This is a genomic window from Nonomuraea marmarensis (genome assembly GCF_043197025.1).
GTDB lineage: Bacteria > Actinomycetota > Actinomycetes > Streptosporangiales > Streptosporangiaceae > Nonomuraea > Nonomuraea marmarensis.
Genome location: NZ_JBICRM010000012.1, coordinates 203,071 through 221,105 on the forward strand (window position 1 = coordinate 203,071; position 18,035 = coordinate 221,105).

17 protein-coding genes are annotated in these 18,035 nt (G+C 70.9%); 5 read left to right on the plus strand and 12 right to left on the minus strand.

Features of this window, described 5'->3' with window-relative positions; translation table 11 throughout:
• Positions 1-40 precede the first annotated feature (40 nt).
• The 4 genes from ACFLIM_RS21860 to ACFLIM_RS21875 all read right to left on the minus strand — a co-directional run bounded on the left by ACFLIM_RS21860 (position 41) and on the right by ACFLIM_RS21875 (position 2,739).
• The gene (locus ACFLIM_RS21860) at positions 41-769 is read right to left on the minus strand and encodes a GNAT family N-acetyltransferase (RefSeq protein WP_393168172.1); all 729 of its coding nucleotides are present in this window, start codon (positions 767-769) and stop codon (positions 41-43) included.
• Positions 766-1,872: an LLM class flavin-dependent oxidoreductase gene (locus tag ACFLIM_RS21865; RefSeq protein ID WP_393168173.1), complete on the minus strand. Its 1,107-nt coding sequence runs from the start codon at positions 1,870-1,872 to the stop codon at positions 766-768. Before ACFLIM_RS21865 ends, ACFLIM_RS21860 begins: the two co-directional genes overlap by 4 nt.
• A 74-nt stretch (positions 1,873-1,946) precedes the next feature.
• Entirely contained in the window at positions 1,947-2,195 is a 249-nt protein-coding gene (locus ACFLIM_RS21870; protein WP_393168175.1) for an ABC transporter permease subunit, read from the minus strand.
• 16 nt (positions 2,196-2,211) lie between these two features.
• Entirely contained in the window at positions 2,212-2,739 is a 528-nt protein-coding gene (locus ACFLIM_RS21875; protein WP_393168177.1) for a flavin reductase family protein, read from the minus strand.
• A gap of 220 nt (positions 2,740-2,959) precedes the next feature.
• Between ACFLIM_RS21875 and ACFLIM_RS21880 the strand changes: the two genes are divergently transcribed.
• Positions 2,960-3,949 (plus strand): sulfotransferase family protein, encoded by a 990-nt coding sequence (locus ACFLIM_RS21880; protein WP_393168179.1) that lies wholly within the window; start codon positions 2,960-2,962, stop codon positions 3,947-3,949.
• Positions 3,950-3,967: 18 nt separating this feature from the next.
• Here ACFLIM_RS21880 and ACFLIM_RS21885 read toward each other — a convergent pair whose 3' ends face one another.
• From ACFLIM_RS21885 to ACFLIM_RS21910, 6 genes are all read right to left on the minus strand, one after another.
• On the minus strand, positions 3,968-4,867 hold the full coding sequence (locus tag ACFLIM_RS21885) for a hypothetical protein (RefSeq protein WP_393168181.1): 900 nt from the start codon (positions 4,865-4,867) through the stop codon (positions 3,968-3,970).
• Positions 4,868-4,939: 72 nt separating this feature from the next.
• On the minus strand, positions 4,940-6,028 hold the full coding sequence (locus ACFLIM_RS21890) for an LLM class flavin-dependent oxidoreductase (RefSeq protein WP_393168183.1): 1,089 nt from the start codon (positions 6,026-6,028) through the stop codon (positions 4,940-4,942).
• Entirely contained in the window at positions 6,025-6,996 is a 972-nt protein-coding gene (locus ACFLIM_RS21895) for an ABC transporter substrate-binding protein (protein ID WP_393168185.1), read from the minus strand. Before ACFLIM_RS21895 ends, ACFLIM_RS21890 begins: the two co-directional genes overlap by 4 nt.
• Positions 6,993-7,718: an ABC transporter ATP-binding protein gene (locus ACFLIM_RS21900; protein WP_393168187.1), complete on the minus strand. Its 726-nt coding sequence runs from the start codon at positions 7,716-7,718 to the stop codon at positions 6,993-6,995. Before ACFLIM_RS21900 ends, ACFLIM_RS21895 begins: the two co-directional genes overlap by 4 nt.
• Positions 7,694-8,518, minus strand: a complete 825-nt coding sequence (locus ACFLIM_RS21905; RefSeq protein WP_449291478.1) for an ABC transporter permease — start codon at positions 8,516-8,518, stop codon at positions 7,694-7,696. Before ACFLIM_RS21905 ends, ACFLIM_RS21900 begins: the two co-directional genes overlap by 25 nt.
• 66 nt (positions 8,519-8,584) lie before the next feature.
• A complete protein-coding gene (locus tag ACFLIM_RS21910) occupies positions 8,585-8,980 on the minus strand; it encodes an SDR family NAD(P)-dependent oxidoreductase (protein WP_393168189.1) in 396 nt (131 codons plus the stop codon).
• Between the two features lie 74 nt (positions 8,981-9,054).
• Between ACFLIM_RS21910 and ACFLIM_RS21915 the strand changes: the two genes are divergently transcribed.
• Entirely contained in the window at positions 9,055-10,149 is a 1,095-nt protein-coding gene (locus ACFLIM_RS21915) for a glycerophosphodiester phosphodiesterase (RefSeq protein ID WP_393168190.1), read from the plus strand.
• Between the two features lie 96 nt (positions 10,150-10,245).
• Entirely contained in the window at positions 10,246-11,658 is a 1,413-nt protein-coding gene (locus ACFLIM_RS21920; protein WP_393168192.1) for a tetratricopeptide repeat protein, read from the plus strand.
• Positions 11,659-11,855: 197 nt separating this feature from the next.
• On the opposite strand, the gene ACFLIM_RS21925 is transcribed toward ACFLIM_RS21920, so the two are convergent.
• Complete coding sequence (locus ACFLIM_RS21925; RefSeq protein ID WP_393168194.1) at positions 11,856-12,314, minus strand: SRPBCC family protein; 459 nt, start codon at positions 12,312-12,314, stop codon at positions 11,856-11,858.
• Positions 12,315-12,529: 215 nt separating this feature from the next.
• Here ACFLIM_RS21925 and ACFLIM_RS21930 point away from each other — a divergent pair, with 215 nt between their 5' ends.
• A complete protein-coding gene (locus ACFLIM_RS21930) occupies positions 12,530-13,372 on the plus strand; it encodes a PIG-L family deacetylase (RefSeq protein WP_393168196.1) in 843 nt (280 codons plus the stop codon).
• Positions 13,373-13,505: 133 nt separating this feature from the next.
• Here ACFLIM_RS21930 and ACFLIM_RS21935 read toward each other — a convergent pair whose 3' ends face one another.
• Positions 13,506-14,471 (minus strand): helix-turn-helix transcriptional regulator, encoded by a 966-nt coding sequence (locus ACFLIM_RS21935; RefSeq protein ID WP_393168197.1) that lies wholly within the window; start codon positions 14,469-14,471, stop codon positions 13,506-13,508.
• A gap of 138 nt (positions 14,472-14,609) precedes the next feature.
• Here ACFLIM_RS21935 and ACFLIM_RS21940 point away from each other — a divergent pair, with 138 nt between their 5' ends.
• Positions 14,610-18,017, plus strand: coding sequence for a S8 family serine peptidase (locus ACFLIM_RS21940; protein ID WP_393168198.1), 3,408 nt, complete (start codon positions 14,610-14,612; stop codon positions 18,015-18,017).
• Positions 18,018-18,035: the final 18 nt, after the last annotated feature.

The window sequence follows — 18,035 nt, forward strand, 5'->3', positions numbered from 1 at the left end:
CTCCCGCCGAACGGGCCCGCGGCCAGCCGGGTGCCGGTGGTCAGCCGACCAGGAGGTCCGCCGGCACCTGTACCGCGCGGAAGGTCGTGGTGCGGCGCAGCCGGAAGCCGAGCGACTCGTACAGGCGGATGGCGCTCGTGTTGGCGGCGGCCGCGTGCATGAACGGGGTCTCGCCCCGATCCCGGATGCCCGCCGCGACGGCGAGCACCAGCCGGGTCGCCAGCCCCTGGCCGCGGTGGGCGGGGTCGGTGCAGACGGCGCTGATCTCGGTCCAGCCCGGCGGGTGCAGCCGCTCCCCGGCCATCGCCACCAGCGCGCCGCCGCGCCGGATCCCGAGATAGGTGCCGAGTTCGACGGTACGTAGCCGGAACGGGCCCGGTTTGGTCCTTTCGACGAGGTCCAGCATCTCCGGCACGTCGGCCGCTCCCAGCCGGACCGCCTCGGCGTCGTGCCCACCGACGACGTCGTCACCGGTGAGCTGTACTCCCGGAACGCTCTGGGCCTCCTCCCATCCGGCCGGAGGGGACACCACCCCGGTCAGGGGCACGAGCCCGCCGGGCCCGACCAGCGCGGCCATGTCGGCCCAGTCGGCGGGACCCGGCGCGGGCGGCATCGAATGGAACGGGGCCACGTCGACGAGGTAGCGCAACACCCGGCCGCGCCGCTCGGCGAGGTGCGCATGCGCCCCAAGAAGCGAGACCCGAGCGGGATCATCCAACGGATGCACCGCACCCGCCACGGCGGGCGGGGGCACGGCTGGTGTAGTCATGGGGCGACCGGGGTCAGTGGGGTCGCCTGCTGGCGGTCGCGTTCGGCGACCCCCTCCCGGACCAGCGGAATCACGTGCCGCCCGAAGTCGATGGCGTCGTCCAGGATGTCGTAGCCACGCGCCGAAAGGATCTCTACCCCCAGGTCGTAGTAGTCCAGCAGCGCCTCGGCCACGGTCTCCGGAGTGCCCACGAGCGCCGTCGAATTCCCGGCACCCCCGGTGGCCGCCGCAGTCGGCGTCCACAGCGCACGATCGTACAGCTCCCCCTTGGCCGCCACCTCCAGCAGCCGCTGCGACCCGGCGTTCTGCGGCGGGCCGGACAATCGCCGCCGGTTCGCCCCGACCCGCTGCAGATCACCCAGGATCCGATGCGCCTTCTCCCACGCCAGTTCCTCGGTCGGCGCGATGATCGGCCGGAACGCCACCTGGAACTTGGGCACGTCGGTGCGCCCCGCCCGCGCCGCGGCCTCCTTCACCGAGGCGATCTGCTGCGCGGTCTCCGCCAGCGGCTCGCCCCACAGGCAGTAGATGTCGGCCTCCGCCCCGCCCGCCGCGTAGGCGGCCGCGGACGACCCCCCGAACGACACCCGCGGCCGCGGCTGCTGCACCGGGAACACGTCGGAGACGAAGTCCTTGAACGAGTAGTGCGGCCCCTCGTGGTCGAACGGCTCGCGCGACGTCCACCCCTGCTTGACGATCTGGATGTACTCCCTGGTCCTGGAGTAGCGCTCGTCCTTGGTCAGGACGTCGCCCTCCCGGCCCTGCTCGTGGTCGTTGCCGCCGGTGATGAAGTGCACCGTCAGCCGCCCGTCGCTGATCTGGTCGAGGGTGGCGAACGTCTTGAGCGCGTACGTCGGATACGACACGTTCGGGCGGTGCGCCAGCAGGATCTGCAGGTCCTCCACCCGGTCGGCCACGTAGGCGGCCACCTGGGCCGGCTCGGGCGAGCCCGAGCCGTAGGCGAACAGCACCCGATCCCAGCCGTACTCCTGGTGCGCACGCGCGAGCCGCAGCGTGTACTGCTTGTCGAAGGAGGGACCGGAGCGCGGCGAGGTCTCCGAGCCGTCGTTCGTCCCCCCGATCCCGAGAAACTCCACAGGCATGAGCCGAGGCCTTTCTGGTGTGCGTGAACGGATATCAGTATTCCGTTAATCCCTACTCGATTTTAGGAAAATCTTCAGGCGGTCTGCCTGGGCAGCCCCGGCGGGTTGATCTGCGATGCCGGGATCGCCTCGTTGCCCAGGCCGATGATCTCGTTGCCGGCGGTCGGCACGATGGTCCGCATGGCCTGCGGCAGGATGATCCGGAACAACCGCCGCACCCGCGGGATGCCCAGCGCGGCCGCCGCCTCCCGCTGCCCGTGGCCGACCTCCAGCGGCCGCTCCTCTTCCTGCCGCGGCCGAGCCTGTACGCCGGGAAGCGTCATAACGGCTCCCCGGCGGTCATGCCCGTTCCTCGGGATGGGCGATGAAGCGGCCGAAGCGGCCCTGGTGGTAGATGAGGGGACGGCCGGGCCCGTGCACCGTGGCCTCGGCGACCTGGCCGACGACCAGGATGTGGTCGCCCACGTACACGGTCTCGTGCGGCAGGCAGATCAGGTGCGCCGAGACGTCCTGCAGTAACGGCGCCCCGAGCGGGCCCGGCCGCCAGCGGGTGGGCTCGGCGAAGCGGTCCACGTTCTTGCGCGCGAACCTGGCCGCCAGCTCCGCCTGGTCGCTGGCCAGCACGTTGACGGCGAAGTGCCCGGCCGACCGGAGCGACGGCCAGGTGGTCGAGGACCGGTCGACGTAGAAGGACACCAGCGGCGGGTCCAGGCTGACGGAGGAGAACGACGTGGCGGTGAGCCCGACGGGGACGCCGCCGCTCTGCGCCGTGATGACGACGACGCCCGCCGCGTGCACGGCCAGCGCACGCCTGAACCCATCCGGGTCGAGGGCGCGCCGCGAACGGCTGGGCAGGGTCTCGGTCATGAGAGCGCCGTCTCTCGCCCGGCGTCGGCAGAAGTGGAGTACGGCCGCGCCCGGTCGGCGCGCTTGCGTTCGATCACTGTGGCTCCTCGCGCGGATCAGCATGAAAGCCAATACCTAGTCAAACAGTAGGAAAACTGGGTATATCTGTCAACGGGTGGATGTCCCACACATTTGGTAGGAAAATTGGGAAAACTGGCGAGGAGCAGGAAGGACGAGGACGATGCCCTTACCGAACTTCCTAGTGATCGGCGCCCCGAAAGCCGGGACCACGGCCTTGCACGCGGCGCTCCAGGAACACCCCGCGCTCTTCCTGTCCCACGTGAAGGAGCCCAAGTTCTTCCTCACCGACGGCCCGCCCCCGGCCCGCGGCGGGCCCGGCGACGCCCAGACCTACCGCGAGCACGTCTGGCGGCGCGCCGACTACGAGGCCCTGTTCGCCACCGCGCCCGAAGCCGCCCTGCTGGGCGAGTCCACCCCGTTCTACCTGTACGACCTGGCCGCGCAGCGCCGCATCCACGCGGCGATCCCGCACGCGCGGCTCATCGCGATCCTGCGCGATCCCGTCGAGCGCGCCCACTCCAACTGGACCCACCTGTGGTCGGCCGGCCTGGAGCCGATCGGCGACCTGGTCCGCGCCTGCGAGGCCGAGCCGGACCGCATCGAGGCGGGCTGGGCGCACTTCTGGCACTACACGGCACTCGGCCGGTACGGCGAGCAGCTCGCGCACCTGCTCACCCTGTTCCCGCGCGAGCAGGTGCTGATCTTCAGATACCGGGATCTGCTCGACGACCCCGCGCGCACGCTGGACAGGATCTGCGCCTTCCTCGGCGTCGAGCAGGGCCTGCTCACGAAGGTGCCCAGGCAGAACGTGACCGCCCAACCGGAGGCGGGCGGCCGGCACACGTTGTTGTCGGCGGCGCTCAGGGCGGGGGCGCAGGCCAGCCGGCTGCTCCCGTACCGTCTGGCGCGGGCGCTGACCGAGCCGATCGAGCACCTGCTGCAGCGGCGCGGCGATGCGCGGCGCCCGCTCACCTGGGAGCAGCGGCGCCGGCTCATCCCGGGCTTCGCCGACGACATCGAGCTGCTGCAGCGCGTCACCGGCGAGGACTTCTCCGACTGGCTGCGCCCGCGCGAACGTTCAGGCGGACTGGTCGGCTCCCGGCCGGAGGGCCAGCGCCAGTCCCGCAACGGCCGCCCACGCCCGCAATGAACCCCGCGGGACGATCGGTCAGACGCGCAACTCCGTCCGCAACTCGTGGGCGCCGTCCGGCCGGGCGTACTCGTAGTAGAGCCGCACGCCTCCCCCAGGCAGATCGACCAGGTCCAGGTAGCGCAGCCCGCCGCCGGCGTGGGGCGAGGCGGCGGCGGGCACGTCGCCGAGCGGCGTCAGCGCCGCCGGGTCCACCCCCACGGCCACCCCGGTCCGCTCCTCGTAGTTCTCCGCCGCGCTCGCCCGCCCGTCGTAGTACGCCAGCACCCCGCCACCGGTGAACCGCACGGCGCTCACCCGGGTGCCACGCGCGTCCCAGCTCCCCGGCCGGCCGCTCAGCGCGGTGCCGTGCCAGGCCCAGGACAGGCCGTCGGCGCTGGTGGCGTAGCAGGTCGTCATCTGGTCGGCCTCGCCGGGGTCGGCCAGCGGATGGCAGGAGGCCCACAAATGCCACATGCCGCCCCGCCATACGATCACCGGGTCCTTCACCCCGGTCTTCGGGTCGCCGGGCAGCACCGTCGTACGCGACCGGGAGTCGAACCCGGCGGGGTCGCCCGCTTCGAGGGCCTCGATCCGCCAGTGTTTGGTGCCGTGGGTGGCGCAGCTGAGGTAGAGCCGCCAGCGGCCCTCGGGGGTGCGCACCAGCGACGGGCGTTCCAGGGACTCGGCGTCCATCTCCTCCCGGATGATCGTGAGTAGGCTCTCGAACCGCACGCCGTCACGGGAGCGCGCCACGACGACGGCGTGACCGCGCCCCTCCCCTACCGGCCTGCGCAGCCGGTAGGCCAGATGGATCCACCCGTCGGCGGCCACCGCGCTGGGCGCGCCCGCCCAGTGCCCCGGCCCGGATCCGGGTGGTACGACCGCGGCGAGCGAGCGTTCGGGATCGGGGAGCCAGGCGTTCTCGTCGATCGGCATGGGCACGAGACTAGGCGGCAGGGCGGCAGCACTCATCAAGATCCCCCGTTCATGGTCACTTCTTGACCCCGGTCAGCCGGCGAACCTGGGCAGCACGCCCTCACCGAACCAGTAGGCCTCTTCCAGGTGCGGATAGCCCGACAGGATGAACTCCTCGATCCCGATCGCGGCGTACTCCTCCACCAGCTCGGCGACCCGGGCGTGGCTGCCGACCAGGGCCGTGCCGGCGCCGCCCCGTACCAGGCCGACCCCCGCCCACAGGCCGGGATGGATCTCCAGGGACCGCGCCCCGCCGCCGTCGAAGTCCGCGTGCAGGTTCAGCATGCGCTGCTGCCCGACGGACTCGCTGCGGCCGAGCACCTGGCGGGCGCGGGCGATGTCGGCGGGGTCGAGCGCCTCCAGCAGGCGTTCGGCCTCGGCCCAGGCCGCGGCCTCGGTGTCGCGCGAGATGACGTGCAGCCTGATGCCGAAGCGCAGCTCGCGCCCCTGTTCGGCGGCCAGCTCCCGCATCCACGCCACCTTCGCGGCGACCTGCTCGGGGGGCTCGCCCCAGGTGAGGTAGACGTCGACGTGCCTGGCCGCCACCGGCCCCGCCGCCGTGGACGAGCCGCCGAAATAAATCTGCGGCAGCAGGTCGGGCGGGATGGAGACCGTGGCCCCGTCGACGTGGTAGTGCTCGCCCTTGAAGTCGTACGGGGTGCCGCTCCACGCGCCGCGCACGATCTGCAGGAACTCGGCCGTCCGGGCATAGCGGTCGTCATGCGACAGGTGGTCGCCGAAGCGCCGTTGTTCGGCGGGCTCGCCGCCGGTCACGACGTTCAGCAGCAGCCGGCCGCGCGACAGGCGCTGGTACGTGGCGGCCATCTGCGCCGCCAGGGTCGGGGAGACGAAGCCGGGGCGGAAGGCGACGAGGAACTTCAGCCGCTCGGTCTCCCGGGTCAGCGCGGCGGTGACCAGCCACGCGTCCTCGCACCAGGTGCCCGTCGGGGTGAGCACGGCCTCGAAGCCGAGTTGCTCGGCCGAGCGGGCGATCTGCGCGAGGTACTCGATGTCGGGCTCACGGAACCCACCCTGGTGGCCGTGCTCGCGGGTGAGGCCGTGCCCGCCGCCGACGAGTTGCCTGCTGTCTCCGTTGGTCGGCAGAAACCAGTGGAACCTCACTGCGCTCCCTCGTTGAACCGGCTGTCGGTGATGTCGGCGACCTGCACTGCCGTGGGGATGAGGCCCGCCTCGTGGAAGGCGTCGGCGACCTGCTGCTCGCGGGCGATGACGTCGGCGTCGAGCTTGAGATCGGTGTATTTGTTGCGGGCGACCGCCTGCTCCACGACCGGCGCGGGCAGCCCGCTCAGCTTGCCGAACACCGTGGCCCACTCCGCGGGATGGTCGTTGGCCCAGGTGTGCGCCCGGCGGATGCGGGTGATGTAGTCGCCGAGCGCCTTGGCCCTGGCGGTGTCGGCGAGCGCGTCCGTACCGGCGATCTGGAACTCGAAGCCGTTGGCGTAGCCGGTCCCGTCGACCAGGATGCGGGCGTCGGCCTGGTCCTGCGCCTGCGCGGTGTACGGATCCCAGATCGCCCAGGCGTCGACCCGGCCGGTGGAGAAGGCGGCCAGGGCGTCCGGCGGCTGGAGGTACTGCGGGCTGATGTCGGAGAAGCCGAGCCCTTCCTTCTTCAGTACGGCCAGCAGGTGGAAGTTCGCCGAGCTGCCCTTCGCGACGGCGATCTTCTTGCCCTTGAGCTCGGCCGGCGTCTTGATGGGCGAATCCGGCGGCACCAGGATCGCCGCGCCGCCCACCCCCTTCTCGGCCACGCCGATGACGGCGATCTTCGATCCGGCCGCGGCGGCGAACACCGGCGGCGCGTTGCCCACCGCGCCCAGGTCCAGCGACCCGGCGTTGATCGCCTCCAGGATCGGCGGGCCGGAAGTGAACTGCGACCAGGTGATCTGGTACGGCAGGCCGTCGAGCTGCCCTGACGCCTCCAGCAGGGCCCGCAGCCCGGTGCCCTTCTGGTCGCCGATGCGCAGCGTCACCTCGCCGCCCGGCGACGGTTGCGTACCGCCCGATGGCCCGCCTCCGCCGCAGGCCGTCGCGGCGATCAACAGGACGATGAGCGCCAGGGCTCGCTTCATGCCGTCTCCTCCGGGTTGACGCCGAGCCGCCGCAACAGCTCCGCGCGCAGGGTGACGAGGTCGGAGTGGTCGCGATGGCGGGGCCGGGCCAGCGGCACCGCGCTCTCGTGCGCGACCCGGCCCTCGTCCAGGACGAGGACCCGGTCGGCCAGCAGCAGCGCCTCGTCCACGTCGTGCGTGACGAGCAGGATGCCGGGCCGATGGCGGGCCCACAGGTCGAGCACGAGCTGGTGCACCGCGATCCTGGTGAGCGCGTCGAGCGCGCTGAACGGCTCGTCGAGCAGCAGCAGGCCGGGCTCGCGGACCAGCGCGCGGGCCAGCGAGACCCGCTGCGCCTCGCCGCCGGACAGGGTCAGCGGCCACGCCCCCGCGTGCCCCTCCAGCCCGACCTCGGCCAGCGAGGATCGTGCCCGGTCGACGGCGGCGGGCCCGCGCAGGCCGAGCACGACGTTGGCCAGCACCCGCTTCCACGGCACCAGGCGGGGCTCCTGGAAGGCGACCGCCACCTCGCCCTCGACGCGTACCTCTCCCCTGGCCTCGCGGTCCAGCCCGGCCAGGATGCGCAGGAGCGTGGACTTGCCCGAGCCGCTGCGTCCCAGCAGGGCGGTGAACTCGCCGGGCGCGATGTCCAGATCGAGCCCGTCGAGCACCCGCCGCCCGTCGAAGTCCCTGGTCAGCCCGCGTACGGTGGCCACCTTCAGGTCAGCAGCCCGCGTCGCCACGTCAGCGCCCTCCGTTCCAGCAGCCGTACGAGGGAGTCGGTGAGCAGGCCGAGCACGCAGTAGACGAGCAGGCCGACCACGATGACGTCCGTGCGCAGGAACTCCCGCGCGTCGTTGATCATGTGGCCGAGCCCGGCGTCGGCGTTGATCTGCTCGGCCACGATGAGGGCCAGCCAGCCGACGCCCAGGCTCTGCCGCAACCCGACCAGGGCCTGCGGCAGCGCGCCCGGCAGCACGATGTGCCTGATCAGCTCGGCCCGGGTGAGCCGGAGCATCTCGGCCACCTCGCCCAGCCGGCCGTCGACGCCTCTGATGCCGGAGAAGGTGTTGAGGTAGAGGGGAAAGGCGACGCCCAGCGCGAGCAGTACGATCTTGGGCGTCTCGCCGATCCCGAACCACAGGATGAACAGCGGGATCAGCCCGAACAGCGGCAGCGCCCGCAACATCTGCATGGGCGGGTCCACGGTGTGCTCGCCCGCCCGGCTCAGCCCCGCGACCAGCGCGAGCCCGACCCCGATCGCGGCCCCGGCGCCGAACCCGATGAGGACGCGTTGCATGGAGACGGCGATGGCCTCGGGCAGCGTGCCGTCGAGGACCAGGTCGAGCGCGGTCGCCGCGACCGCGGCGGGGGCGGCGAGCAGGCGTTCGGGCAGCAGCCCCGTGACGCTGGCCACCTGCCAGAGTCCCAGTAAGGCCAGCGGGCTGAGCAGCCGTTTCCAGCCCGTGCCCGGCAGTCGCCGTCGTGACCTGACGCGGGCGGGCGGGGAGGTGGCTCGGACGTCCAGCTCGATTGAGGACACGATTATCATGCTGTGTCGAAAAACCTATAAAGTCAATCGGTAATCAGGGGATTGGTGCGGCTTCTCTCAGCGCGGGTACGCGCCGCCGTCCAAGCTCAGGACCTGGTTGGTGAGGTAGCCGTTGCCCAGCACGGCCATCGCCAGGTCGGCCACCTCCTCCGGGCGCCCGAACCGGCCGACGGTCAGGTTACCCGGGCTGGCCGTGGCCGGCAGCATGTCGGTGTCCTCGATCAGCGCGGGCGCCAGGGCGTTCACGGTCACACCGCGCGGCGCCACCCGCGCGGCCAGGTAGTGCACCAGCCCGTGCAGCCCCGCCTTGGACGCCGCATAGTGCGGCCCGACGATGCCACCGGTGAAGCCCGCGACCGACGACATGAACAACACCCGCCCGAACCCCCGCTCGACCATCCCCGGCAGCGCCCGCTGCACCAGCAGGAACGGCGCCCGCAGATTGACGGCCATCCCGCCTGTAACGCCTCTTCCCCTGTGTGCCCACGCGTAACTCGCGGTCCATCTGAACGGTCTACGGTGCGCGCATGACGATGCGCAGGTTACTCGCGAGCGTACTGGCCGGTGTCCTGGCCGGCGGTACGGTCGCCGTTGTGTTGGTCCAGACACCACCCGCCACGGCCGAGCGCCGCGGCCAGGCCCCCATCGTGGTCGGGCACAGGGGCGCCAGCGCGCACAGGCCCGAGCACACCCTCCTGTCGTACGAGGCCGCCATCGCCATGGGCGCCGACTACATCGAACCGGACCTCGTCTCCACCAAGGACCACGTGCTGGTGGCCCGGCACGAGAACGAGATCTCGGGCACCACGGACGTGGCCGCGCACCCCGAGTTCGCCGCCCGGCGCGCCACCAAGACCGTGGACGGCGTGGCGGTCACCGGCTGGTTCACCGAGGATTTCACGCTGGCCGAGCTCAAGACGCTGCGGGCCAAGGAACGTGTTCCCGACCTGCGGCCGGACAACACCGCCTTCGACGGGCTGGCGGAGATCCCGACGTTCGAGGAGGTCGTGAAGCTCGCCCTCCAGCACGGCGTCGGCGTCTACCCCGAGACCAAGCACCCGACCTACTTCGACTCCATCGGCCTGTCGCTGGAGGAGCCGCTGCTCGACCTGCTGAACCGCTATCACGTGCGCAAGGCGTACATCCAGTCCTTCGAGACCGCGAACCTGCGCGAGCTGCGCTCCAAGACCCGGTTGCCGCTGGTCCAGCTCATCACGGCCACCGGCGCGCCGTACGACTGGGTCGCTTCGGGGAGCACGCGCACCTACGACGACATGGTGAAGCCGGACGGGCTGCGCGAGGTGGCCCGCTACGCGAACGGGATCGGCGTCGACACCCGCCGCGTGGTGCCGGTGGACGCCGCGGGCAAGACCCTGGAGCCCACCACGCTCGTCGCGGACGCCCACCGCAGGCAGCTGGACGTGGTCGTCTGGACGATACGCAACGAGAACTCCCAGCTCCCGGCCGACTACCGGCTGGGCAACCCGGCGAGCCCCGCCTACCCGCGGGCGACCGGTAACGTGATGGGCTGGCTGTCGCGGCTCCTCGAACTGGGCATCGACGGCGCGTTCTGCGACGACCCGGCCATGGGCAGGGCCGTGGTGGCGCAGCGTTCCCTGTAACCGGCGCACGGTGCGGTGCTGCGGCGGCGTGCCTGGTTGTACCCATACGCGGACCAGGGCCTCATTCCCCACTGAAGCGGTGGGTACATTGGATCGGTGACCAACGACCAGCACGGCCTGGCGATGACCGGGGCCGGCGCCGCCGCGGCACGGCACTACGACCGTGCGATCGACGAGTTGCTGCACTTCCGGGTGGAGGTCGACGCCGAGGCGAACGCGGCGCTGGCCGAGTCGCCCGACTTCGCGATGGGCAACGTCCTGTCGGCGTACCTGGGATTGCTGACCACCGAGGTGGAGGACGCCCGGACCGCGCGAGTGCGGTTCGGCGCCTTCCGCCGCAGGATCGACGAGCCGGCGCTGCTGCCCCGCGAACGCGCCCACGTGGCGGCCGTCCAGGCCCTGCTCGACGGCGACTTCCTCACGTGCGGGGCACTGCTGGGCGAGATCACCGTGGCGCACCCGCGCGACGCGCTGGCGCTGGCCGCCGGGCACCAGATCGACTTCTTCACCGGCGACGCGCGCTCGCTCCGCGACCGGATCGGCGGGGCGTTGACCGCCTGGCGGGAAGACGACCGGCATTTCGGACACATGCTGGGCATGTACGCCTTCGGCCTGGAAGAGGCGGGACACTACGACAGGTCGGAAGAGGTCGGGTTGCGGGCGGTCGAGCTGAACCCGCGCGACGTGTGGGGCATCCACGCGGTGGTGCACACGTACGAGATGCAGGGCAGATTCGGCGACGGGGTGCGCTACCTCGACGCGCGCACGCGGGACTGGTCGACGGGCACGTTCTTCAACATCCACAACTGGTGGCACTACACCCTGTACGCGCTGGAGTCCGGGGACGTGCCGCGGGCGCTGGCGATCTACGACTCGGTGCTGGCCGACGGGCAGTCCTCCATGGAGCTGCTCGACGCGGCCGCCCTGCTCTGGCGGCTCCTCCTGGAGGGCTCCGACCAGCCGGAGCTCGACGAACGCTGGCGAGCCCTGGCCGACGCCTGGCCGCTGAGGGTGGCCGAGCCGTTCTACGCGTTCAACGACATGCACGCGGTGATGTCGTACGTGGGCGCCGGCCGGATCGGGGACGCGGAGAAGCTGATCGCGACGCGGGAGGCGTACGTACTCGAGCCGCACCCAGGCATCACCAACCGGGACATGACCCTCCACGTGGGCCTGCCGGTGTGCCGCGCGATCGTGGCATTCGGCCGCGCCGACTATGAGTCGGTGGTGGACCTGCTGTACCCGATCAGGCACCGCATCAACGAGTTCGGCGGCAGCCACGCACAGCGGGACGCCGTCCAGAAAACACTCCTGGAGGCGGCACTTCGGGCAGGCCGGCGGGACGTGGCGCGGGTCCTGGTGAGCGAACGAATCAACGTACGACCGTGCAGCCCGTACAACTGGCTCAAACAAGCAACCCTCGCCGACACCCTGGGCAACCGCGCGGCAGCAACCGCAGCCCGCCTCCAAGCCGACGAACTGGCACGAAACGGCGGCCGGGCGTACTAACGTTCTGCCATCGCGGCTGACCCACCGCGGAGGGAGAGGCATGACGCCGGTGGCTGATCCGCAGTCCTTCGACCGGTTCGCGCTCGACTATGACCGTTTCGTCAGCCTGCTTCGACGATCTTGGCTTCGCGCTGGCCATGGTCTGGTCGGTCTGGATCTCAAGCCGGGCCAACGAGGCGGGCGGCCCTCAATAGGCCCTACTCCCCCTCAACGAGCCTGGCGAGATTCTCCAGCGCCAGCCGCGTACCGGTCTCGTTGTCGGCGGCAGGCACAATGTCGGGAATGCCTTCGTGCACGATGAGAACTTCGGTGCCACCGTCTACTTCAGTGAGCGTCGTGGTCATCTTCATCTCGCCGCCAAGCGCGGGATCCACCGTCTCGAACTCCAACACTTCGACTACTTGCTCGTCCGGCACGAGTTTCACGAAATGGCCGTGGTAGGTGTCGGTATGCGCCATCGACTTGCCGGTTTCGTTCGGCGCGTCGTACGTGAGCGAAACCCGGAACAAACCACCTTCGCGGGCCTCGAACTCATGCACGTGGCTGGTCATACCGGTCGGCACCCGCCACTTCGCGATCGCGTCCGCATCGACAAGCGCCCGATACACCGCCGAACGCGGTGCGTTCACGCGACGAGAGATCTGCGTCGAATACATGTGCCCAGCTTACGGTCGTGACGACACGAGCCGACCGAAATTCGCCCTATGGGTGACCGCCTCGCCGCTCACGCCCTCCTGGCCAGCGCCACATGGACGGTCCAGCCGTCCGCCTCCTGGCGTAGCGTGGGCTGCATCCGGGCAAGTCCTGCCCAGCCCAGTTGGCGAGCACCGGGTACCGGGATTGTCGGGGCCGGCGGGTAGTGTCCCAAGCCATGGATCGGCAACTCACTTTGATGGTCGTGCACGCTCACCCCGACGACGAATGCCTGAGCACCGGCGGCATCCTCGCCCGCTACACCGACGAGGGCATCCGCACGGTCCTGGTCACCTGCACCAACGGCGAACAGGGCGACGACCAGGGCGGCGTCAAACCGGGCGAGCCCGGTCACGACGACGCGGCGGTGGCCGAGCGGCGGCTCTCCGAGTTGCGCGAGTCGGTCGCGCACCTGGGCCTCGACCACTTGGAGCTGCTCGGCTACCGCGACTCCGGCATGGACGGCTGGGACACCAACGCCCACCCCGACGCGTTCGCGAACGTGCCCGTCGAGACGGCCGCCGCCAAGCTCGCCGCGCTGATGGAGCACTACCGGCCGCAGGTCGTGGTGACGTACGACGAGACGGGCGGCGGCGGTTACGGCCATCCGGACCACGTCCAGGCCCACCGCATCACGGCAGCGGCGGTGGAATCGACAGGCATTCCCGACAAGTTCTATTACACGGCCATGCCCCGGACCGCCATTTTGCGAATGTTCGAGCTGATGCGCGACAGCGGGGTCGACCTCGGCGGTTTCGAGCCCTCCGACGACTTCGGCACCCCCGACGATCGGGTCACCAGCATCATCGATGTCACACCCTACGTGGAGCGCAAGCTCAAGGCTCTCAAGGCGCACGAGAGCCAGGGGGAGAACATCTTCCTGCTGCGCATGCCGGAGGAGGCACAGCACCAGGCGTTCTCGCATGAGGCGTTCGAGCGGAAACTGTGCAGGGTGGACGCTCCCGACCACGAGGAGGACCTGTTCGCCGGCCTACGTGACGCCTCGCATCCGGATCAGTAAGGCGAAGGCGGGCGTGGTGGCGGCCGACGCTTCTCCACCGCCTCGCCAGTCGGCCTTGAAGTGAACCTTGCCGCTGGGCAATGAGTCGCGCCTTGATGCGGAGAACCCCGACCTACCTGGGTCAAACAGGCCGTCAGATCCAGCCGCGGCGCGTGGCCTCCATGGCCACCTGGAAGCGGGTCTGCGCCCCCAGCCGCCGCATCAGCCGCGTGATGTGCCGTTGCACCGTGCGTTCGCTCCATCCCAGCGCCCGGCTGGCCGCCTTGTCCGTTGCCCCCGCCGCCAGCAACATCAGCAGCCGTTCCTCGTCCTCCGACAGGTCCCCTCCGGGAGCCGTCAACCGGACCGGGACGCTGCGCTCCCACAGTGCCTCGAACAGCGCCACCAGGGCGTCCAGCAGTGGCGACGGGTGGATCAGGTACGACGCCGTGACCACGCTGTCGCCCGCCCGCAACAACGGGATGATGGCCAGCCGGTCGTCGGAGATGCCCAGCTTCATCGGCAGGTTCGCGGCGATCCTGGCCTGTTCCCCGTGTTGCACCCCCACCGTGACGTCCTCCAGCCAGCCCGGCAGTTCCAGCACGCTGGTGTCGTAGATGACGCGATATTTCACGCCTCGTCGTAGCAGGTTGAGCTCGATCGGGTTCGACTCCGTGTGCTCCTGCGGGGCCGCGTACGGCGGGAGGTCGAAGCCGCGCATCTGCGCCCGCGTGTCGTGCTGCATCTGCACCCACCGGTGGTTGACCTCGTCGCGCCCCGAGACCACCTCGATCAGCTCGCCGGGGTGGGCGAAGCGGGTGTTGGCGCGGTAGACGTCCATCAGTGCCCGGATGTGGGTACGTACGCCGTCCAGCTCCCGTTCGCGCTCCCGCAGGATGGCCTCCAGGCTGCTGTCCGGCGAGACGGCGACGTAGCGGGTGGGCCGGCCGGTCGAGCGGGTGGCGAGGCCCAGGTCGACCAGTGACTGCAGGATCCGCCGGGCGGCCGACGCCGGGAGGTGGCAGTCGTGGACGATCTCCGTCACCGTCGCCTGGGTCCGGCTGACCAGGGCGTCGTACACCTCCTCGTCCTGATGGCCGAGTCCGATCGCCTCGAGCACCCGTGACCCCTCCTCGTGTCGGGTTTACGTCACATGACGGAAACTCGTCATCGACTTAGCTTGTCAGCAAACAGCGGAAGATGTCAGCGTTCATGAGCACGATTGGGCCCCCTGTGGCCACAGGAACGAAGGAGCGTCATGCCGCTGTCCCCCCGCCGATCCCCTGGGCGACGCCTGCTCGTAGCCGCCTTATCTGCCGTTTTACTGGCGTCCGGGACGTTCGCCGCAAGCCCGGCGACGGCGAGCGCCGCCGTCAACACCATCGCGGAGCCGACTCCGCCGCCTAAGATCGATCCCAGGCTGACCGCGCAGCTCAGGAGCGGCAGCGTCGAAGCGGCCGTCGTGTTGCGCACGCCGGGCGACCTGCCCGCGCCGAAGTCCCGCGCCGAGGCGCGGGCCGCGCTGTCCGCGAGCGCCGAGCCCGTGCAGGACCCCGTGGTCCAACTTGTCGAGTCGCGCGGCGACCAGGTGCTCAACACGTTCTGGCTGAAGAACATGGTCCTGGTACGGGCCACGCCCGGCACCCTGAACGCCCTGGCCGAGCTGGACGTGGTCGAGCGGATCATCCCCAACTTCACGCTCACCGTTCCCGAGCCCGAGCAGGGCAAAGCGCAGAAGACAGCAGCTCAGCAGGCCGCCTGGGGTGTCGAGAAGATCGGCGCCGACAAGGTGCAGAGCGAGGGGATCACCGGCAAGGGCGTGCGGGTGGCCATCCTCGACACCGGCATCGACCTCACCCACCCGGACCTGCAGGGCAAGCTCGTCAGCGACGACGCCGCGGACGCCAAGCATCCGGGCGGCTGGATCGAGTTCGACGCCGACGGCAAGCCGGTGGCCTCGGAGCCGCACGACAGCGCGTACCACGGGACGCACGTGGCGGGCACGATCGCGGGCGGGAACGCGTCCGGCACGCAGATCGGGGTCGCGCCCGGCGCCGAGCTGATGGCCGGCCTGGTCATCCCGCACGGCTCGGGCACGCTCGCGCAGGTCGTCGCGGGCATGCAGTGGGCGGTGGCGCCGTTCGGCGCCGACGGCAAGCCGGCGGGCGAGCCGGCCGACGTGGTCAGCATGTCGCTGGGCGGCGAGGGTTACGCCGACGAGCTGATCGAACCGGCCAGGAACATCTACTTCGCCGGCGCGTTCCCCTCCTTCGCCATCGGCAACGACTGCGCGGCTGGGCAGTCGAGCAGCCCGGGCAACGTGTACGAGGCCGTGGCCGTGGGCGCGACCGACGTCAACGACGACGTGCCGGACTTCTCCTGCGGTGGCGTGGTCAAGCACACCGACTGGATCGACGCGCCGCCGGAGTGGCCGGATTCGTACGTCGTACCGGATATTTCGGCGCCTGGCGTGGACGTCGTGTCGTCGATGCCCGGCGGCGAGTACGCCACGCTGAGCGGCACCTCGATGGCCACCCCGCACGTGTCCGGCACGGTCGCTCTCATGCTGCAGGCCCGCCCCGGCCTGACCGTGGACGCCGCGCTGGAGATCCTGGAGGGCACGTCGGTCTCCGACGACCGCTACGGCGCGCGCCCGAACCCGCGCGTCGGCCGGGGCCGGATCGACGCCGCCGCGGCCGTCGCGGAGGCGGGGCTGAAGAGCGGCGTCCGCGGCACCGTCACCGACGAGCGCACCCGCAAGCCGCTGGCCGGCGTCAAGGTCGCCAGGGCGGATGGGCGCAGCGTCGAGACGGACGCGCATGGGCGGTTCGAGCTGCGGCTGCCCGCGGGCAGGCACGAGCTCACGCTGTCCAGGTTCGGCTACGAGACGGACACCGAGACCGTGCGCGTCCAGGCTGACCGGCTCTCCGACGTGCGCATGGAGCTGGAGCAGACGCGCCGGGGCACGATCTCGGGACGGGTGGTGTACGGCCCGACCGGCACGGCGGTGCCCGGCGCCACGGTCGCGGTGCTCGACGTGCCCGACCCCCTGGCGGCGACGACCGACAGGAGCGGCCGGTACACGATCAAGGACGTCCCCTACGGCGACTACCGGATCTCCGCGAACGCCTCCGGCGTGTCCAGGTCGGAACCCGCAGACGTGGAAGTGGGCAAGCGGAACCCCGACGCGAACGTGACCCTGCCGCGCCGCCCGGACACCGAGCGGGTGTCGCTGGGCACCGACGGGCGGCAGGGCAACCACGAGGCGTGGTGGCCCGAGCTGAGCGGCGACGGCTCCGTGGTGGTGTTCGCCAGCCCGGCGTCCAACCTGGCCGGCGGCGACGACACCAACGGCGAGCTGGACATCTTCGCCACCGACCTGCGTACCCGGGTGACCGAGCGGGTCTCGGTGCCGTCCGGCGGCGGGCTGGCCGACGCGTTCTCGGTGTCGCCGACGGTCAGCCGCGACGGGCGCCTGGCCGGGTTCAACAGCGGGGCCACCAACCTGGTGGCCGGTGACACGAACGGCCAGACGGACACGTTCGTGCACGACCGGCAGACCGGCAAGACGGAGATGCTCTCGGTGTCGCCCGAGGGCGTGCCGGGAGACGGGCTGTCCGGTGCGCCGCGGTTCAGCGCCGACGGCCGGTACGCGGTCTTCAACAGCGACGCGACGAACCTGGTGCCAGGGGACACGAACGGGAAGACCGACATCTTCGTCCGCGACCGGCAGGCGGGCAGGACCGAGCGGGTCTCCGTCGGCCCGGACGGGTCCCAGCTCGACGGCCACTCGCGCGAGGAGACGATCAGCGCCGACGGCCGCTACGTCGCGTTCCAGAGCGCGGCCGCCACGCTGGTGCCCGGAGACACGAACGACCTGATCGACGTCTTCGTGAAGGACCGGCAGACCGGGGCCGTCAAGCGGGTCACCGGGCCCTACCCGGACACCGAGAGCACCGGGCCGGTGATCAGCGCCAACGGCAACGCGGTGGCCTTCAGCAACGGCGTCGGGCTCGGCCAGCTGTATGTCCAGGACCTGACCACCGGCAAGACCGACCTGGTGTCGGTGGCGCTCGACGGCAACGGGTCCAAGGGCATGTCCTTCGCCCCCTCGCTCAGCGCCGACGGGCGTACGGTGGCCTTCTACGGCGACGGGAACGACATCGTCGGCGACGACGCCAACGTGCGCAACGACGTGTTCGTCCGCGACGTCGCGGCCGGCACCACCAAGCGCATCTCCACCGCTCCGAACGGGGTGGAGGGCGACGCCCGGGCGGACCTGCCGTCGATCAGCGAGGACGGCCGGTACGTGGCCTTCGAGAGCGACTCGTCGAACCTGGTCGAAGGCGACACGAACAAGCGCACCGACGTCTTCGTGCACGACCGGGTGGCCGGCCCGGAGGCGTTGTTCGCGGTGAGCGACCTGGAGGTGTCGGCGTCCCGCTCAGGGCGCGTCCAGGTGGGAGCCTGGGTAACGAACGTGGGCGAAAAGCCCGGTTCGTACGACGCCGTGCTCCGCATCAACGGAGAGGACGAGCAGCACAAGAGCGTTCCGTTGCAGAACGGGCGGAGCACGCGGATCTCGTTCGACGTGCGCCGCACCGAACCCGGCACGTACAGTGTCGTGCTCGGGCCGCTCGCGGGCCAGTTCACCGTCAAACGCTGACGTCGAGTCGCCCCCGTC

Coding starts and splice junctions, on each gene's coding strand:
- ACFLIM_RS21860 (WP_393168172.1), bottom strand. CDS start 769: ATGACTACACCAGCCGTGCCCCCGCCCGCCGTGGCGGGTGCGGTGCAT.
- ACFLIM_RS21865 (WP_393168173.1), bottom strand. CDS start 1,872: ATGCCTGTGGAGTTTCTCGGGATCGGGGGGACGAACGACGGCTCGGAG.
- ACFLIM_RS21870 (WP_393168175.1), bottom strand. CDS start 2,195: ATGACGCTTCCCGGCGTACAGGCTCGGCCGCGGCAGGAAGAGGAGCGG.
- ACFLIM_RS21875 (WP_393168177.1), bottom strand. CDS start 2,739: ATGACCGAGACCCTGCCCAGCCGTTCGCGGCGCGCCCTCGACCCGGAT.
- ACFLIM_RS21880 (WP_393168179.1), top strand. CDS start 2,960: ATGCCCTTACCGAACTTCCTAGTGATCGGCGCCCCGAAAGCCGGGACC.
- ACFLIM_RS21885 (WP_393168181.1), bottom strand. CDS start 4,867: ATGCCGATCGACGAGAACGCCTGGCTCCCCGATCCCGAACGCTCGCTC.
- ACFLIM_RS21895 (WP_393168185.1), bottom strand. CDS start 6,996: ATGAAGCGAGCCCTGGCGCTCATCGTCCTGTTGATCGCCGCGACGGCC.
- ACFLIM_RS21910 (WP_393168189.1), bottom strand. CDS start 8,980: ATGGCCGTCAATCTGCGGGCGCCGTTCCTGCTGGTGCAGCGGGCGCTG.
- ACFLIM_RS21915 (WP_393168190.1), top strand. CDS start 9,055: ATGACGATGCGCAGGTTACTCGCGAGCGTACTGGCCGGTGTCCTGGCC.
- ACFLIM_RS21925 (WP_393168194.1), bottom strand. CDS start 12,314: ATGTATTCGACGCAGATCTCTCGTCGCGTGAACGCACCGCGTTCGGCG.
- ACFLIM_RS21930 (WP_393168196.1), top strand. CDS start 12,530: ATGGATCGGCAACTCACTTTGATGGTCGTGCACGCTCACCCCGACGAC.
- ACFLIM_RS21940 (WP_393168198.1), top strand. CDS start 14,610: ATGCCGCTGTCCCCCCGCCGATCCCCTGGGCGACGCCTGCTCGTAGCC.